The organism is Spirosoma agri, assembly GCF_010747415.1.
GTDB lineage: Bacteria > Bacteroidota > Bacteroidia > Cytophagales > Spirosomataceae > Spirosoma > Spirosoma agri.
Genome location: NZ_JAAGNZ010000002.1, coordinates 616,987 through 630,883, shown reverse-complemented (window position 1 = coordinate 630,883; position 13,897 = coordinate 616,987). Strand labels below are relative to the sequence as shown.

General features: G+C 51.3%; 14 protein-coding genes. 11 read left to right on the top strand and 3 right to left on the bottom strand.

The genetic code is table 11. The annotated features are described in order from the left end of the window. Positions 1-99: 99 nt before the first annotated feature. Positions 100-1,041 carry a malate dehydrogenase gene (gene mdh / locus GK091_RS19360; RefSeq protein ID WP_164041536.1) on the bottom strand — a complete coding sequence of 314 codons (942 nt, stop codon included), beginning with the start codon at positions 1,039-1,041 and terminating at the stop codon, positions 100-102. Positions 1,042-1,260: 219 nt separating this feature from the next. Between mdh and GK091_RS19355 the strand changes: the two genes are divergently transcribed. The 4 genes from GK091_RS19355 to GK091_RS19340 all read left to right on the top strand — a co-directional run bounded on the left by GK091_RS19355 (position 1,261) and on the right by GK091_RS19340 (position 5,393). After that, positions 1,261-1,722 carry a YkvA family protein gene (locus GK091_RS19355; protein ID WP_164041535.1) on the top strand — a complete coding sequence of 154 codons (462 nt, stop codon included), beginning with the start codon at positions 1,261-1,263 and terminating at the stop codon, positions 1,720-1,722. Between the two features lie 170 nt (positions 1,723-1,892). Beyond that, the gene (locus GK091_RS19350) at positions 1,893-2,096 is read left to right on the top strand and encodes a Sec-independent protein translocase subunit TatA/TatB (RefSeq protein ID WP_164041534.1); all 204 of its coding nucleotides are present in this window, start codon (positions 1,893-1,895) and stop codon (positions 2,094-2,096) included. A gap of 138 nt (positions 2,097-2,234) precedes the next feature. Continuing rightward, positions 2,235-3,671, top strand: a complete 1,437-nt coding sequence (gene gatA / locus GK091_RS19345; protein ID WP_164041533.1) for an Asp-tRNA(Asn)/Glu-tRNA(Gln) amidotransferase subunit GatA — start codon at positions 2,235-2,237, stop codon at positions 3,669-3,671. A gap of 87 nt (positions 3,672-3,758) precedes the next feature. Next, positions 3,759-5,393, top strand: a complete 1,635-nt coding sequence (locus GK091_RS19340) for a lytic transglycosylase domain-containing protein (protein ID WP_164041532.1) — start codon at positions 3,759-3,761, stop codon at positions 5,391-5,393. 102 nt (positions 5,394-5,495) lie between these two features. On the opposite strand, the gene GK091_RS19335 is transcribed toward GK091_RS19340, so the two are convergent. Together GK091_RS19335 and GK091_RS19330 are read right to left on the bottom strand one after the other, a co-directional pair. Next, the gene (locus GK091_RS19335; protein ID WP_164041531.1) at positions 5,496-7,277 is read right to left on the bottom strand and encodes an ABC transporter ATP-binding protein; all 1,782 of its coding nucleotides are present in this window, start codon (positions 7,275-7,277) and stop codon (positions 5,496-5,498) included. 146 nt (positions 7,278-7,423) lie between these two features. Continuing rightward, the gene (locus tag GK091_RS19330; protein ID WP_164041530.1) at positions 7,424-8,125 is read right to left on the bottom strand and encodes a hypothetical protein; all 702 of its coding nucleotides are present in this window, start codon (positions 8,123-8,125) and stop codon (positions 7,424-7,426) included. Between the two features lie 156 nt (positions 8,126-8,281). On the opposite strand from GK091_RS19330, the gene nusB reads away from it, so the two are divergent. From nusB to GK091_RS19295, 7 genes are all read left to right on the top strand, one after another. Continuing rightward, a complete protein-coding gene (nusB, locus tag GK091_RS19325) occupies positions 8,282-9,418 on the top strand; it encodes a transcription antitermination factor NusB (RefSeq protein ID WP_164042909.1) in 1,137 nt (378 codons plus the stop codon). Positions 9,419-9,539: 121 nt separating this feature from the next. Next, positions 9,540-9,842, top strand: a complete 303-nt coding sequence (locus GK091_RS19320; RefSeq protein ID WP_164041529.1) for a YtxH domain-containing protein — start codon at positions 9,540-9,542, stop codon at positions 9,840-9,842. Positions 9,843-9,942: 100 nt separating this feature from the next. Then, positions 9,943-10,395, top strand: coding sequence for a DUF1573 domain-containing protein (locus GK091_RS19315; protein ID WP_164041528.1), 453 nt, complete (start codon positions 9,943-9,945; stop codon positions 10,393-10,395). An 11-nt stretch (positions 10,396-10,406) separates the two neighbouring features. Next, positions 10,407-10,730, top strand: a complete 324-nt coding sequence (gene yajC, locus GK091_RS19310; RefSeq protein WP_164041527.1) for a preprotein translocase subunit YajC — start codon at positions 10,407-10,409, stop codon at positions 10,728-10,730. Positions 10,731-10,795: 65 nt separating this feature from the next. Beyond that, the gene (locus GK091_RS19305; protein ID WP_164041526.1) at positions 10,796-11,491 is read left to right on the top strand and encodes a YbbR-like domain-containing protein; all 696 of its coding nucleotides are present in this window, start codon (positions 10,796-10,798) and stop codon (positions 11,489-11,491) included. A 57-nt stretch (positions 11,492-11,548) separates the two neighbouring features. Continuing rightward, a complete protein-coding gene (coaE, locus tag GK091_RS19300; RefSeq protein WP_164041525.1) occupies positions 11,549-12,157 on the top strand; it encodes a dephospho-CoA kinase in 609 nt (202 codons plus the stop codon). 50 nt (positions 12,158-12,207) lie between these two features. Next, positions 12,208-13,872, top strand: coding sequence for an amidase (locus GK091_RS19295; protein ID WP_164041524.1), 1,665 nt, complete (start codon positions 12,208-12,210; stop codon positions 13,870-13,872). Positions 13,873-13,897: the final 25 nt, after the last annotated feature.

The window sequence follows — 13,897 nt, the reverse complement described above, 5'->3', positions numbered from 1 at the left end:
GTGTGATACGTTCTCGATTTACGGATTGCTTAGGAAACGGCAAAAAAAAAAGCTTCGCGAACGAAGCTTTTTTTTGAGCAGTTGATTCATAGAATCTGATTATACCCCGATGTTCAGCGTACTCAGTACACCGTTCATGTTCCGAACGGCATCAGCCGATTTATTGAACGCAGCCTGCTCTTCGTCGTTCAGTTTATAATCGATGATCTCTTCCCAGCCATTACGCCCCAGAACAACCGGTACGCCCAGACAAATGTCCGATTGACCATATTCGCCTTCGAGCAACACGCAGGAGGGAATAACGCGTTTCTGATCGCGTAGAATGCTTTCAACCATGTAGGCTCCGGCAGCACCGGGTGCATACCAGGCCGATGTACCGATCAATCCCGTCAGCGTAGCACCACCAACCATCGTATCGGCAGCCACCTTTTTGAGGGTTTCCTCATCCAAAAACTGGCTCACCGGAACGCCTGCTTTGGTAGCCAGCCGTGTCAGCGGAATCATGGTTGTATCACCGTGACCGCCAATTACCGACGCCTGTAAATCGTTGGGCGAACAGTTCAGGGACAGTGACAGATAGGTTTTGAAACGGGCCGAATCCAGCGCCCCACCCAGACCGATCACTCGATTTTTTGGCAACCCCGACGACTTCAACGCGAGGTACGTCATCGTGTCCATTGGGTTCGAGATAATGACGAAAATCGTGTCTGGTGAGTGTTTAAGGATGTTTTCTGTTACCCCTTTCACGATACCGGCGTTGATACCGATCAGGTCTTCACGGGTCATGCCCGGCTTGCGCGGCAGACCCGATGTGATCACGACAACATCCGAACCGGCCGTTTTTTCGTAATCATTAGTAGAGCCCGTTAGTTTTACGTCGCAGTCGAGTAATGTGGAGGCTTGGAGCATATCGAGGGACTTTCCTTCACTGATGCCTTCTTTGATGTCCAAAAGCACAACTTCATGAGCGAGTTCACGGCGGGCGATATTATCAGCGCAAGTGGCTCCAACGGCCCCGGCACCTACTACGGTAACTTTCATACAGAATTCGGAATTAAAGGGTTATCAAGCAACGCAAAAGTACGGACCCCGGTCCTGACAAACCAATGGGTTTATGATAAACTTCCGGTCCTGTTAATCACTTTATGGACTATTTGACGATTTTTTTTGTTAGATGAATTGACATTGAGCAGTGGATGCGGTCCCAGAAGCAGTTGAGTCAGGCATCCATCAGTTACTACCTAATACCTAATCAAACGAATGGCAAACAAGGGTCTTTTAACACGCATTTTAACCTCTATCTTCTTCAAGCGGGCCAACATTGGCGCCGTCCGATACGCCCGTAACTCCCGCAGTCTATACACGCTGATTCGGGAAGCGCTTGACAAAAGTGGTGGCTTATCAGGGGCTAATATTTCGGCTTTTCGTGAGCAGCTAGGCGTTGTCACCCGTCTGCTCAAGGCCTATGCGTCCGGTGAGTATCGGCAGCTGCCCTGGAAAACGTTGATTCGGGTTATTGCCGTTCTTATTTACTTCGTTTCACCGATTGATATATTACCCGATTTTCTGCCCATCGTGGGCCTGACCGATGACATTGCGTTAATGCTTTGGCTCTTCAGCGGCATTAAAGATGATATTGATAAGTTCCGGCAGTGGGAAGTTACGGGTGCAACTGCCAGTAACGAAGCACCTCGCCGGACCGAAACGATCAAGATCGGTTAGTGACTCAACGCGCGAAAAGAGAACGTAGAAACAAACTTGATTAAGACAGGTTAGAATCGCTTCGCATACTTCTTTCCTGTTTTAGAGAAATACTAGTAAGTTTCATTCTCTTTTAATAGATTGTACGAGAGAGTTTTTTTAATTTTGCATACATTCAAATCCTAAAAATCATGATTTTGGCAAGTATTTTTGCAATTATGGGTTTGGGCGGTCAGGAAATGGTGTTCATTTTCTTAGCACTGCTCCTGTTGTTCGGCGCTAAGAAAATTCCCGAACTCGCACGCGGCCTTGGAAAAGGCATTAAAGAGTTCAAAGACGCCACCAAGGACGTTCGCGAAAACATCGAAGAAGGTCTGAAAGAGTCGGAGAAGTAGTTGACTTTCCTATAAGCAGACAATCAGGCGGTCCCGATCTGGAGCCGTCTGATTGTCTGTTTTCATATTTAGTGCTGGCAGCTTCTACGCGTTCGCAAAACAGAATAGGCGGAAGCGATCAGCCAAAACCGTTGACTTTTGACGTACTACTGCAACTTCGCTACCGTTCAAGCCGATCTCCGATCCGGTGCCGTTACCTGCCGCCAACTGGTGGATCATTACCTCGCCCGCATTGACGAACACCAGCATCTCAATGTTTTTACGGAAGTCTATGCCGATGGAGCCAGAACACAGGCCGATGCGGTTGATCAGAAATTAGCATCAGGTACTGCCGGACGCCTGGCGGGTATGGTGATCGGAATTAAAGATGTGCTGAGCTATAAGGATCACGGCCTCCGGGCCGGTAGCCGAATCCTCGATAAGTTTACGGCCCAATTCACCGCCACCGCCATTCAGCGCCTTCTCGATGACGATGTGATCATTATCGGACGGCAAAACTGCGACGAATTTGCGATGGGTTCGTCAAACGAAAACTCGGCGTTTGGTCCTGTTCGCAATGCAGCCGATCCGAGCCGGGTGCCGGGCGGATCGAGTGGTGGGTCAGCCGTAGCGGTGCAGGCTGGACTTTGTCTGGCTAGTATTGGCTCCGACACGGGAGGCTCTGTCCGTCAGCCGGCCGCCTTCTGCGGAGTGGTGGGCCTGAAACCTACCTATGGGCGTATCAGTCGGTGGGGATTGATCGCCTATGCATCGTCATTCGATTGCATCGGCCCGATCGCCAATACCGTCGAAGATGCGGCTCTTTTGCTCGAAATCATGGCGGGACCCGACGACTTTGATAGTACCGTTTCGAGCCAGCCCGTTCAGGCGTATTCGCAGGAACAGCTCCCGAATCGTCCGCTGCGCATTGCCTATCTGCGCGATGGTGTTGAAAGTCCGGGTATCGATGCCAGTATTCGCGAGGCTACCCAACGCAAACTGGATGACCTCCGGGCAGCGGGCCACACGGTCGAGCCCGTCGACCTATCGTTGCTCCAGTATCTATTACCGACCTATTACATTCTCACAACCGCCGAAGCGTCGTCAAATCTTTCCCGGTTTGATGGGGTTCGTTACGGCTATCGCAGCCAATCTGACGCATCGGACGTATCTACGCTGGATCTTTTGTCGTTGTACAAAAAAAGCCGTACCGAAGGCTTTGGTGCAGAGGTGCGTCGGCGGATATTACTGGGTACGTTTGCCTTGAGTGCCAGCTACTACGATGCCTATTATACCAAAGCGCAGCAGGTTCGACGGCTAATCCGGCAGGAAACCGAACGCGTCTTCGAACACTACGATTTTCTGTTGTCACCGACCACGCCAACACCCGCATTCAAACTAGGCGAGAAAACCGGTGATCCATTACAAATGTACCTCGCCGATATTTTTACCGTGCAGGCGAATGTGGTCGGTTATCCGGCTATTTCTATTCCTAACGGTTCGGATGGCGACCTGCCGATCGGTATACAATTGATGGCTCCGCCTTTTGCCGAAGGAGCACTGGTTGCACTGGCAAAAGAAATGCAGAAGGCATAGATTAGTTAGTGATGACGGCTGTATCGTACCACACGAACAGCCGTCATCGACCCGAAAGCGTAACGATCACCTAACCAATAAAACTGCATGAACCACTTGAACCGTAGCCTGTTACGAATGGGGCTGTTGAGTGCGGTACTGGGCTTGTTTACCATAGCTCATGCCGGGACTACGATTCAATCCGGGCAAAGCGTGTCTGGTCATCAATCATCCGATACAACCATTGTCAAAAAAGATACCGTTGCTCTCGTGCCGACGGTCAATGACAGTTTACTCCGCGAGCGGCTGACGAAACTGCAAAAGGATATTCCGCTGAACTACCATAAATCGGTTCAGGCGTATGTCGATTATTTTACCTTCCGGAAAGCCAGTACCACCAAGCTCATGCTTGAGCGGATGCCGTTGTTCTTCCCGCTCTATGAGCGAATGCTTTCCGATTACGGATTGCCCGATGAGTTAAAATACCTGTCCATTGTTGAGTCCGCGTTGAATCCACGCGCTATTTCACGAGCCGGAGCGGGTGGACTTTGGCAGATTATGCCCGGTACGGGCCGTGACCTCAAGCTGTATCAGGACGACTACGTAGACGAACGTATGGACCCGGTTAAAGCAACCGAAGCGGCCTGCAAATACCTCCGTGATCTCTATACCATCTTCGGTGACTGGGAGCTGGCTATGGCGGCTTACAACTGTGGACCGGGTGCCGTAAAACGGGCGATGCGTCGGTCGGGTGGCGATTCGTTCTACACCATTTTCGATGCGCTTCCCAAAGAAACCAGAGGGTACGTTCCTCAGTTTGTAGCGTTCATGTATCTGATGAACTACGCCAATGACCACGGCATCGTCGCCGAGAATTATGAATACCCGATTCCGCACGATACGATTCAAGTTACAGGTTATTTCAATCTGGAAACCTTTGCCCGGCACAGCACAATGCCGCTGGCCGATTTGCAGAAGATGAATCCGGCGGTGACGACGAGCATTTTACCGGAAGCAACCAAACGGTATCCGCTTCGGATTCCTCGCCAACAGTACGCCTATTTTTCGTCCCGCCGTCAGGCCATTATGGATTCGGCCAGCCAGATACCACCGGCTATGGCGCACATGTTACTCGCCAATGCAGAAGACGTGCGCTACGGTGATGATTCGATTGGGAACTGGTCAAGACTCGGCGCGAACCCGCTGGCGCGGCTAACTCTGGACGAAACACCTTCTGTAGACGCTGCCTCATTGGAAAAAGCAGTCGAAAAGCCAGCTAAACTAGCGGCTCAGTTAGCCATAGCCGAATCAGCGGATGAGCCCGAAGAGGATATGGAAACGGTCGTTTTACGGAAGCCGAAGAAGCAGTCGTACGTTGTTAAAAAAGGAGATAATCTCGGCGAAATCGCGGATCGGTTCCACGTTGAACAATATGACCTGAAACGCTGGAATCACTTACGGTCGACCCGAATCCAGAAGGGGCAGAAATTAATTATCCTGAAAGAAGCCGCCGAAACCCGCGCCGAACGCCTGGCCGATCAGGGAACAGCCAAGGGACGCAAAAAAGCCGAAGTGGTTGCCAAAACGAAACGGTACAAGCCGAAGTACCACCGCGTTCAGGAAGGTGACACGCTCTGGAACATTGCCCAGCGCTACGATGGCTTGACAATCGATCAGCTCAAGAAGCTGAACCACATGCGTAACACCGCCCTGCGGCCCGGCCAAAAGCTGATAGTGGGATGACGTAACGCGGCTGGAAAGCCGCGCAGCCAAAGGCCATGTTACAGCTCAATTAACCGCTCCACAACGTAACCTTTAGCTGTGCGGTTTTCCAACCGCATTACACTAGGCTTCTTCGGTCTGCAACTGTTTTTCGTACAGTTCGCGATAAGCACCGTTTTTAGCAAGTAGCTTCTCGTGGGTGCCCTCCTCGACAATTTCTCCGTCGTCGAGCATAATGATGTAATCGGCCAGTTTCGCTGACGAAACGCGGTGCGAAATGATCACCGACGTACGGTCGGCCATAATGCGTTTCAGGTTGTTGAGAATAATATTTTCCGTATTCGTATCGACCGCCGATAAACAATCGTCCAGAATCAGAATGTTGGGATCGCGGACAATGGCACGTGCAATGCTCAACCGTTGTTTCTGACCACCCGAAAGCGTGACTCCCCGCTCACCAACGGGCGTCTCAAACTGCTCCGGAAAATCGATAACATTCTGATACAGATCGGCGTCCCGGACAGCCTGTTCGACGCGCTCCTGCGGCAGGTTGGGTTTGCCGAAACGAACATTGTTGCTGATCGTTTCCGAGAAAAGGAACACATCCTGCGGCACGTAGCCCATCTGCTCACGAACAGATGTCAGGTTGTAATCCTTGATCGGAACATCGTCAATCCGAATCTCGCCCGACGATACATCATACATCCGCGTCAGCAGATTAGCGAGCGTCGTTTTACCCGAGCCAGTTGTTCCCAAGATAGCCACCGTTTCGCCCGCCCGGACACGCATCGAAAAATTCCGGATTGCGACAATACCCGAATCGGGATAGACGAATCGAACGTTTTTAAATTCAATTCCGCCATTGATTTTCCGCTGGATATTCTTCTGCGAAACAATGTCAGTTTTAATGCTCAGGAACTCATTGATCCGCTGTTGCGAAGCAGCCGCCCGTTGCGTCTGGCTGGTTGTCCAGCCGAGTGCCATCACCGGCCAAGTCAGCATGTTTACGTACAGGATGAACTCCGTGATGTTACCCGGTGTCAGTCGACCGGCCATAATTTCCTGGCCGCCAACGAAGACGACCAGTACGTTACTGAGTCCTACCAGAATAGCGACGATGGGGAAAAATAGCGAATCAACGCGGGTTAGGCTGAGCGATTTGTTTCGGTATTCGTCGCTCTCCAGCTCGAACCGGGTTGCCGAATTGGTTTCCTGAACAAACGCTTTCAGTACTCGAATTCCCGAAAAAGCTTCCTGTACATACGTCGACAGCCGCGATAAACTCCGCTGAATTTCTTCCGACCGTTGAATGATGATGTTGTTAACCAGATAAATGGCTACCGACAGAATCGGCAGAGGCAGCAACACATACAGCGACAACCGGGCGTTGATGCTCACCATATACGAAATGACCAGAATGAACAGGACGATTAAGTTCAGTCCATACATGATGCTGGGTCCGACGTACATCCGTACTTTGCTGACATCTTCCGAAATCCGCGCCATCAGATCGCCCGTGCTGTGCTGCCGGTAAAAGCTCAGCGGCAGCGTCTGGTAATGGTCATAGATCTCGTTCTTAAGATCGTACTCGACATGCCGTGACATCACGATGAGTGTTTGCCGGACCAGGAACAGGAAGAACCCTTTCAGCAGTGCCAGAACAAGGGTAAGCAGGCCAAACAGCAGTAAACTGAACGCAAAAACATCGTAGAGCGCTGACTGTAACGGCGACTTATCGTAGAGGTAATAAATGTCGAGTGTTTCGCGTACCAGATCCAGCGCATAACGCACGAGCTGGGCAGGAAAAATACCAAAGAGATTCGATATGATGGTGAATACCGTTCCCCAAATCAAATACCATTTATACTTGAGGAGATATTTATTCAGGTAAGAAAGTGCTTTCACAGGACGACCAAACGGCTTTACTTTTGTAACCGTCCGACACTTCGAAAAGTTGCACCCCTTTTTGAGTGGTCGTGACCTATCAGGCCATACGCCATATCTCGAAGATACGGCGTATGGCCTGATAGGTCACGACCACTGTTTGCTGATTACCGGCTGATTGTTTCAGATACGGAGAGGGCTGCCAGCGCGACAAGGGCCAATCCTAACAGACCGGTGCCGATCATAATGGCGGCCATCGCCCATCCTTTCCCGCGAAAACGGTCCGGATTACGCTTGATAGTCGCTAAACTGGCCGTGCCCAGTAAAGTAGCCGTTAGGGGAAGTGTTATTTCTGTCACCAACATCAGCACTCCTCCCCCAGCAAGGAATAAGGAGCCGAACGACAACACAGCAAATCCTAGAGCAACAAGAGCCAGTTTATAGGTTTTCCGGCTTGGGCTGTTTCGATCGATCATGTGTGTCCGGGGAGCTACGTGAGCCAGAGGAAGCGAGCGAAACCAACGCCCGAACCGTTGGGTACGGTAGCTCTCAGGGTTGCGATGCCGTGATGGGTTGGCCAGCAGTTGCGCTGTAGCAGCGGCCGTGGTCTGGATACGCGTAGCTGTTGCGGTTACGGCCGTCGATGAACTGGTTGCTGTTGGTTCGGTTGTCAAACCGGAAACCGTCAGCGGTGTCAGCGTGTCTACCGATGTGACTAGGTCAGCGGTGGTTGGGTTTACGCGTTGAACAGCATTTCGCTGCGGCTGAAAGTAGGCATAGCGAGACGAACCGCAGCCAGATAGCAGGGTCAGGATGCAGACCAGGAACAAAGCCAGACGGCTTCCCGGTTGCCAGCAGGAAGAGGACATGTAAAAGTTAAGTATAGGTTAAGTCATACGGTTCTATTGGGAAAACTACGAATAAAGCCGTATTTTTGCAATCGATATAAGCAGTTCTTTTTTTTATCGGTAGACATACTAGTTTTATCCGGGATGCTCAACAGGCGACTACTCCGAATAAAGGTCATGCAGGCGTTATACGCGCTTCGGCAGGCTGAATTCTCAAATCAACAAATAGCCCTCGACGGCATCGCGGACCTCTTTCAGCCAGATCTGAACTCGATGTTACCGCAGGATAAACGGCAGCTGGAAGGCTACCGACAGTTAGCTGGTATTCTTTTTGAAGAAGCCATCAAAACCGATCAGCCTGCTCAGGATGACGACGCTCCTCAGAAAGTTCTGAAAGCCGCCAATGACGGGTTACTCTACTACCGGATTCGTACCAAAAAAGACCGCCAGCATTTCGCTCAGATGATGCTTAAACAGGTCAACGGCATCTACGAAGATTACCTTCGGGTTCTTCTGCTTCTCGTTGAACTCGGCCATGCGGCCCGCACCGACCGTGAACGTCAGTATCGGGATGTTGACGAGGTGCCTTTCCCGTTCGAGTCCGATTTGAACAATAACACCGTTATCCAGGCGCTGGCAGCACTTCAGCCCCTTCAGAATGAAGCCCTTCGCCATGGCATTTCCTGGTCCGAAGAGTTGGGGTTCGTTCGTAAAGCCGTGCGTGAGGTACTAAAAACGGACGAAACCTACCGCGCTTACTGCGAGAAGAAAACGCACACTGCCGACGAAGACCAGGCCCTGGTCCAGTACATTTTACGCACACTCGTTTTCAAACACGAAGGTATTCGCGACCGCCTGGCCGAGATTGACCTGAGCTGGGCCGAGAACAGTGAAGTTGTACGGGGTCTATCGATAAAAACCCTCAAATCCGCACAGAGTCCAACAGGTTTACAGCTTGAACCCCTGACCGATGACTGGGAAGAAGACGAACTGTTCCTGAACACGCTCTTTGGCAAATCGCTGGAAAATGACGCCGATTACGAACAGTTACTGGTTGACCAACTCCAAAACTGGGATGTAGAACGGGTCGCTATGATCGATAAAATCATTTTGAAACTGGCGGTTTGTGAATTGCTTACCTTTTCAAACATTCCGGTCAAAGTAACGATTAATGAATATATTGAGCTGGCAAAAGCGTACAGTACGCCTAAAAGCGGTAAATTTGTCAACGGAATTTTGGATAACCTCTCCGAAAAGCTACAAGCGTCGGGGCGTCTGCGCAAGAGTGGACGCGGGTTGCTGGACAATAAATAAATGAGTTTATTGTTTGTGACAGTACGCTGTGTTGAGTTAGCGTTCAGCCGCTTTTTAGCCCGAACAATAAACAGACACGGCAAATCGTCATAGACAACAGAACGACAAAACTTTTCTAGAAATGAGCAGAATTGGCCGCGATTTAACCTTTTTGCTAACCGGAATCTCAGCGGGTGCTATTGTTGGATTACTATACGCTCCCGATAAGGGAAAAGTCACCCGTGATCGGCTGACGTTCCGGCTGTCGAAATATCGGGAACAGATCGAAATCATGATCAACGACTTAGTCAATTCGGCGGAGCTGCCCGAGAATCTGTCGAAAAACGAAGGCCAGCGCGTCGTTAATGACGCACGGGAGAAAGCTGAACGACTGTTGGAAGATGTTGACCGTCTTATGGCGCAGATCAAACAGCAAAACGCCTAAATGAACCAGCTTCCGGTTGTCAATTTTCCGGTCCTCCGTTGTTGATTGAACGACAGGAACGGTAAGTCGAAAACCGGAAGCCGAAACGAATAAACGACGAATGTATTTACCAAAATGGCTTCTTGTCGTAGCTGTTGCTTCGGTGAGTTTCGGGCAAATCAGTTGCGATAATCGGAAGCAGGGCGAAACGGCCAAGGCGACCACAACGGGCAAGATGCCCAGAATTACGTTCGCGGAAAAAGGCATTCATGACTTCGGCGCGCTAACAGAAGGAGATACCGTTGAGCATGTATTTAAATTCACCAACACCGGTGAATTTCCGCTGATTATCAATAACATTACCGTTTCATGCGGCTGCACAACGCCCGAATGGCCCCGCGAACCTGTCGCGCCCGGTGCATCGTCATCGATTCGGGTGCGGTTCAACAGCCGGGGCAAAAGTGGCGAGCAGAACAAAACCGTTACAGTCATTGCCAACACCGATCCTGCCATGACTGATCTGCAATTCCGGGCGTTGGTGAATCCCAAGGCCGATTCAACAAAAAATTCATAATTCACGCACTCATGCATTCCATTCTAGTACAGTCTTTACTAACCGGTTCCAACACATCCATGCTTTACAACGTATTGTTATGGGTGGGCATCATCGGCGTGTTTTACTTCTTCATGATTCGTCCACAGCAGAAGAAGCAGAAAGACCAGAAGAACTTTGTCGACAACCTCAAGAAAGGGGATAGCGTGGTAACAATTGGTGGTTTACACGGTCGTATCTCCTCTGTTGACGGCACAACGGTTACGCTTGAAGTGGACCGGGGTGTAAAAATGACCTTTGAAAAATCGTCTATTTCGCGCGAAGCCACGGCCAAACCAGCTGAAATAGAAAAATAAGCGATACGCCGATGCGGTAAGGTGCGGTGCATCTGATTCCATCGGGTTCACCACCGATCTGTCTCGTGACTCCCCCCCCAGCTAACCGACCATTTCAGCCAACGAAGGCCCTATTATGTTTGGGAGCCGCTGCGCTATTCTGGTTTCTGAGTGCACTCAATAAGACTGGTTATACGATAAACGTCGAGTACCCAATTCGGTTTGTCTACAACGATTCGCTTTTTGTACCCACAAAGCCGCTGCCCCGCACGGTGCTGGTCAATGTATCGGGTGACGGTTGGGGGCTTTTGCGTCATTCGTGGCTCCCCTTTCGGGTCGATCCCATTGATTATAACGTGCCAAACCCGTTACGAGCGTCGATCATTAACACGTCTTCGTTGACGGCGGCCTTTGCCGAACACATTAAGAAACTGCACGTTAACTACGTCATCGCCGACACCGTTGAGATGGGGTTCGACCGGCGCATGACGAAAACAATCCGGTTGATTCCTGATAGTCTTCATATCGATCTGGCTCCCCGCTACATCGTATCGAGCGTGATCAACATGACTCCCCATACCATTGTGGTCGAAGGACCGGAGCGGCTAGTGCGTGGTATTTCGGATACGCTGTCCGTATCGATTCCCGGTAAACGTATTGTTGACAATTACGACAACGAAGTGCCGCTGAATCATTTCCACCATCCGTTTCTTCGCGTCAGCGCCGACCGAGTAACCGTGAGTTTTGAGGTTGGCGAGTTATTATCGCCACCAACAAAGTAGCGGAATCGGGTGATCGGAGCAACTGATGCTATCCGGTGACCGCGACCCAGTCAGATCATGAAAACTCCTCTTCAGATAGGTGTAACGGGCGGCATTGGAGCGGGCAAAAGCATCGTGTGTCGATTGTTTCAGGCGTTGGGCATTCCCGTTTATCAGGCAGACGAACGGGCAAAGTGGCTCACCGAACACGACCCCATTCTGAAAGCCGACATTATCCGTGTGCTGGGTCCGAACGCTTACGATGCCACAGGCCACTACAACCGGGCCTGGGTAGCGTCGCAGGTTTTTACCGATCCAGCTTTATTGACGCAACTCAACGCCGTGATTCATCCGCGAGTCATGAGCGACACAGACGCGTGGGTTAACGAGCATTCGGACAAACCGTACGTGCTCAAAGAGGCTGCACTTATGAAAGCCGCTGGCGATAACAATTCGCTCGATAAAGTTATTGTTGTGCAGGCTCCTCTATCCCTGCGTGTCGAACGCATTCGCCAGCGGGACCCGCACCGTTCCGAAGCCGAAATCAGAAACATCATCGATCGGCAAATCAGTGACGATGATCGGTTACAACTGGCCAACTACGTCATCGACAATGACGAAACCCAGCTACTGATTCCCCAAGTGGTGACGCTCCACCATGAATTTTTACGACAGTCGGCAACTTAATGCCCCGCTTGCCGTAACTTAGGCTATTGCTCTGTCAACAGCCTGATCCGATGAAACAATTGTTTACACTCATTGCTGCCTGTATTGGCAGTTTTCTCCTTGGCGCGTTTATCGTCGCCGACGATCCCAAAAAACCGGTAACGTCTGAAATGGCGGAAGTGGCCGCCCGCGTCTTTGGGCTGGACTTTACGCCCGCCGAGCGCGATTCGATGCTCGACAATCTGAACGATTTTCGCGCGGATTATGACGCATTGCGCAAAATCGACTTACCAAACGACATTGCCCCGGCCCTGTATTTCAACCCGCTTCCGGCTGGTTTTAAAATGCCGGTCGGTACGTCTTCCTGCAAACCATCGGCCACCCAAAAGACTACGCTGCCCGCGAATCGAAATGACCTCGCCTTTTACACAGTCACGCAACTGGGCGAGCTGATCCGAAAGCGGCAAATTTCATCGGTCGAGTTGACCAAGTTCTTCCTCAACCGACTAGAAACCTACGATCCTAAGTTACATTGCGTCATTACACTGACGAAAGATTTAGCCCTGCAACAGGCTGAGCGGGCTGATGCTGAACTGAAAGCGGGTAAATACCGGGGGCCGCTGCATGGCATCCCATACGGAGCCAAGGACTTACTGGCAAAAAAAGGCTACAAAACTACTTGGGGGTCGGTGCCTTACAAAGACCAAACGCTGAATCTCGACGCGACCGTTATTCAGAAGCTTGAAGCGGCTGGGGCGGTACTATGCGCTAAAACAACGCTCGGTGAACTGGCCTGGGGTGATGTCTGGTTCGGCGCGATGACGCGTAATCCGTGGAAACCCGAAACCGGTTCCAGTGGCTCGTCGGCCGGAACTGCTTCGGCCGTCTCGGCGGGTTTACTTCCCTTTGGCATTGGCACAGAAACGCTCGGGTCCATCGTCTCCCCATCGACCGTGTGTGGCACGACGGGGTTACGGCCAACGTTCGGGCGGGTGAGTCGTCATGGGGCTATGGCCTTGAGCTGGAGCATGGACAAAATCGGTCCGATTACCCGCTCTGTTGAGGATTGTGCGCTTGTTTTCGATGCCATTTATGGACCCGACGGCCATGACCCAACGGTTATGGCGGCTCCGTTTCGCTACGCACCCCTGGCGTCGCTGAAAGGGATGCGCATTGGGTACGTCAAAAAAGCGTTTGAAAGCACTTATCCGAACCGGGCTAACGACTCGCTGACGCTGCAAACCCTTCGAACATTAGGGGCCGAACTGGTGCCCTTCGACCTGCCTGCGAGTATAGCGCCAAATCGAATTTCGTTTTTGCTGGGAGTTGAAGCAGCAGCAGCCTTCGACGAGTTGACTCGATCGGGCAACGACGATCTGCTGGTTCGACAGATAAAAAACGCGTGGCCGAACGAGTTTCGCTCGTCGCGGTTTGTGCCGGCGGTCGAGTACATTCAGGCTAATCGGGCGCGGACCAAACTGATCAACGAAATGGCTATGCAGTTTAAAAAAGCCGCGATAGATGTGTACATCAGTCCGACGAACGCTGGCGGCAATCTGACACTGACCAACCTAACGGGTCACCCATGCGTTGTGCTGCCAAACGGTTTCAACAGGCAGAACACACCGAGCAGCGTTACATTCATGGGACAGTTGTTTGAAGAAGGGAAAGTGCTGGCCGTTGCCAAAGCGTACCAAGATGCAACCAGCTGGCATAAAAAGCATCCGGTGCTGTAGCCGGTGGACTTTAGACGCTGAAGAA

Excerpts from the sequence above, each read along its gene's own strand:
- mdh (WP_164041536.1), bottom strand. The coding sequence starts at position 1,041 with ATGAAAGTTACCGTAGTAGGTGCCGGGGCCGTTGGAGCCACTTGCGCT.
- GK091_RS19355 (WP_164041535.1), top strand. The coding sequence starts at position 1,261 with ATGGCAAACAAGGGTCTTTTAACACGCATTTTAACCTCTATCTTCTTC.
- GK091_RS19350 (WP_164041534.1), top strand. The coding sequence starts at position 1,893 with ATGATTTTGGCAAGTATTTTTGCAATTATGGGTTTGGGCGGTCAGGAA.
- GK091_RS19340 (WP_164041532.1), top strand. The coding sequence starts at position 3,759 with ATGAACCACTTGAACCGTAGCCTGTTACGAATGGGGCTGTTGAGTGCG.
- GK091_RS19330 (WP_164041530.1), bottom strand. The coding sequence starts at position 8,125 with ATGTCCTCTTCCTGCTGGCAACCGGGAAGCCGTCTGGCTTTGTTCCTG.
- nusB (WP_164042909.1), top strand. The coding sequence starts at position 8,282 with ATGCAGGCGTTATACGCGCTTCGGCAGGCTGAATTCTCAAATCAACAA.
- GK091_RS19320 (WP_164041529.1), top strand. The coding sequence starts at position 9,540 with ATGAGCAGAATTGGCCGCGATTTAACCTTTTTGCTAACCGGAATCTCA.
- GK091_RS19315 (WP_164041528.1), top strand. The coding sequence starts at position 9,943 with ATGTATTTACCAAAATGGCTTCTTGTCGTAGCTGTTGCTTCGGTGAGT.
- yajC (WP_164041527.1), top strand. The coding sequence starts at position 10,407 with ATGCATTCCATTCTAGTACAGTCTTTACTAACCGGTTCCAACACATCC.
- coaE (WP_164041525.1), top strand. The coding sequence starts at position 11,549 with ATGAAAACTCCTCTTCAGATAGGTGTAACGGGCGGCATTGGAGCGGGC.
- GK091_RS19295 (WP_164041524.1), top strand. The coding sequence starts at position 12,208 with ATGAAACAATTGTTTACACTCATTGCTGCCTGTATTGGCAGTTTTCTC.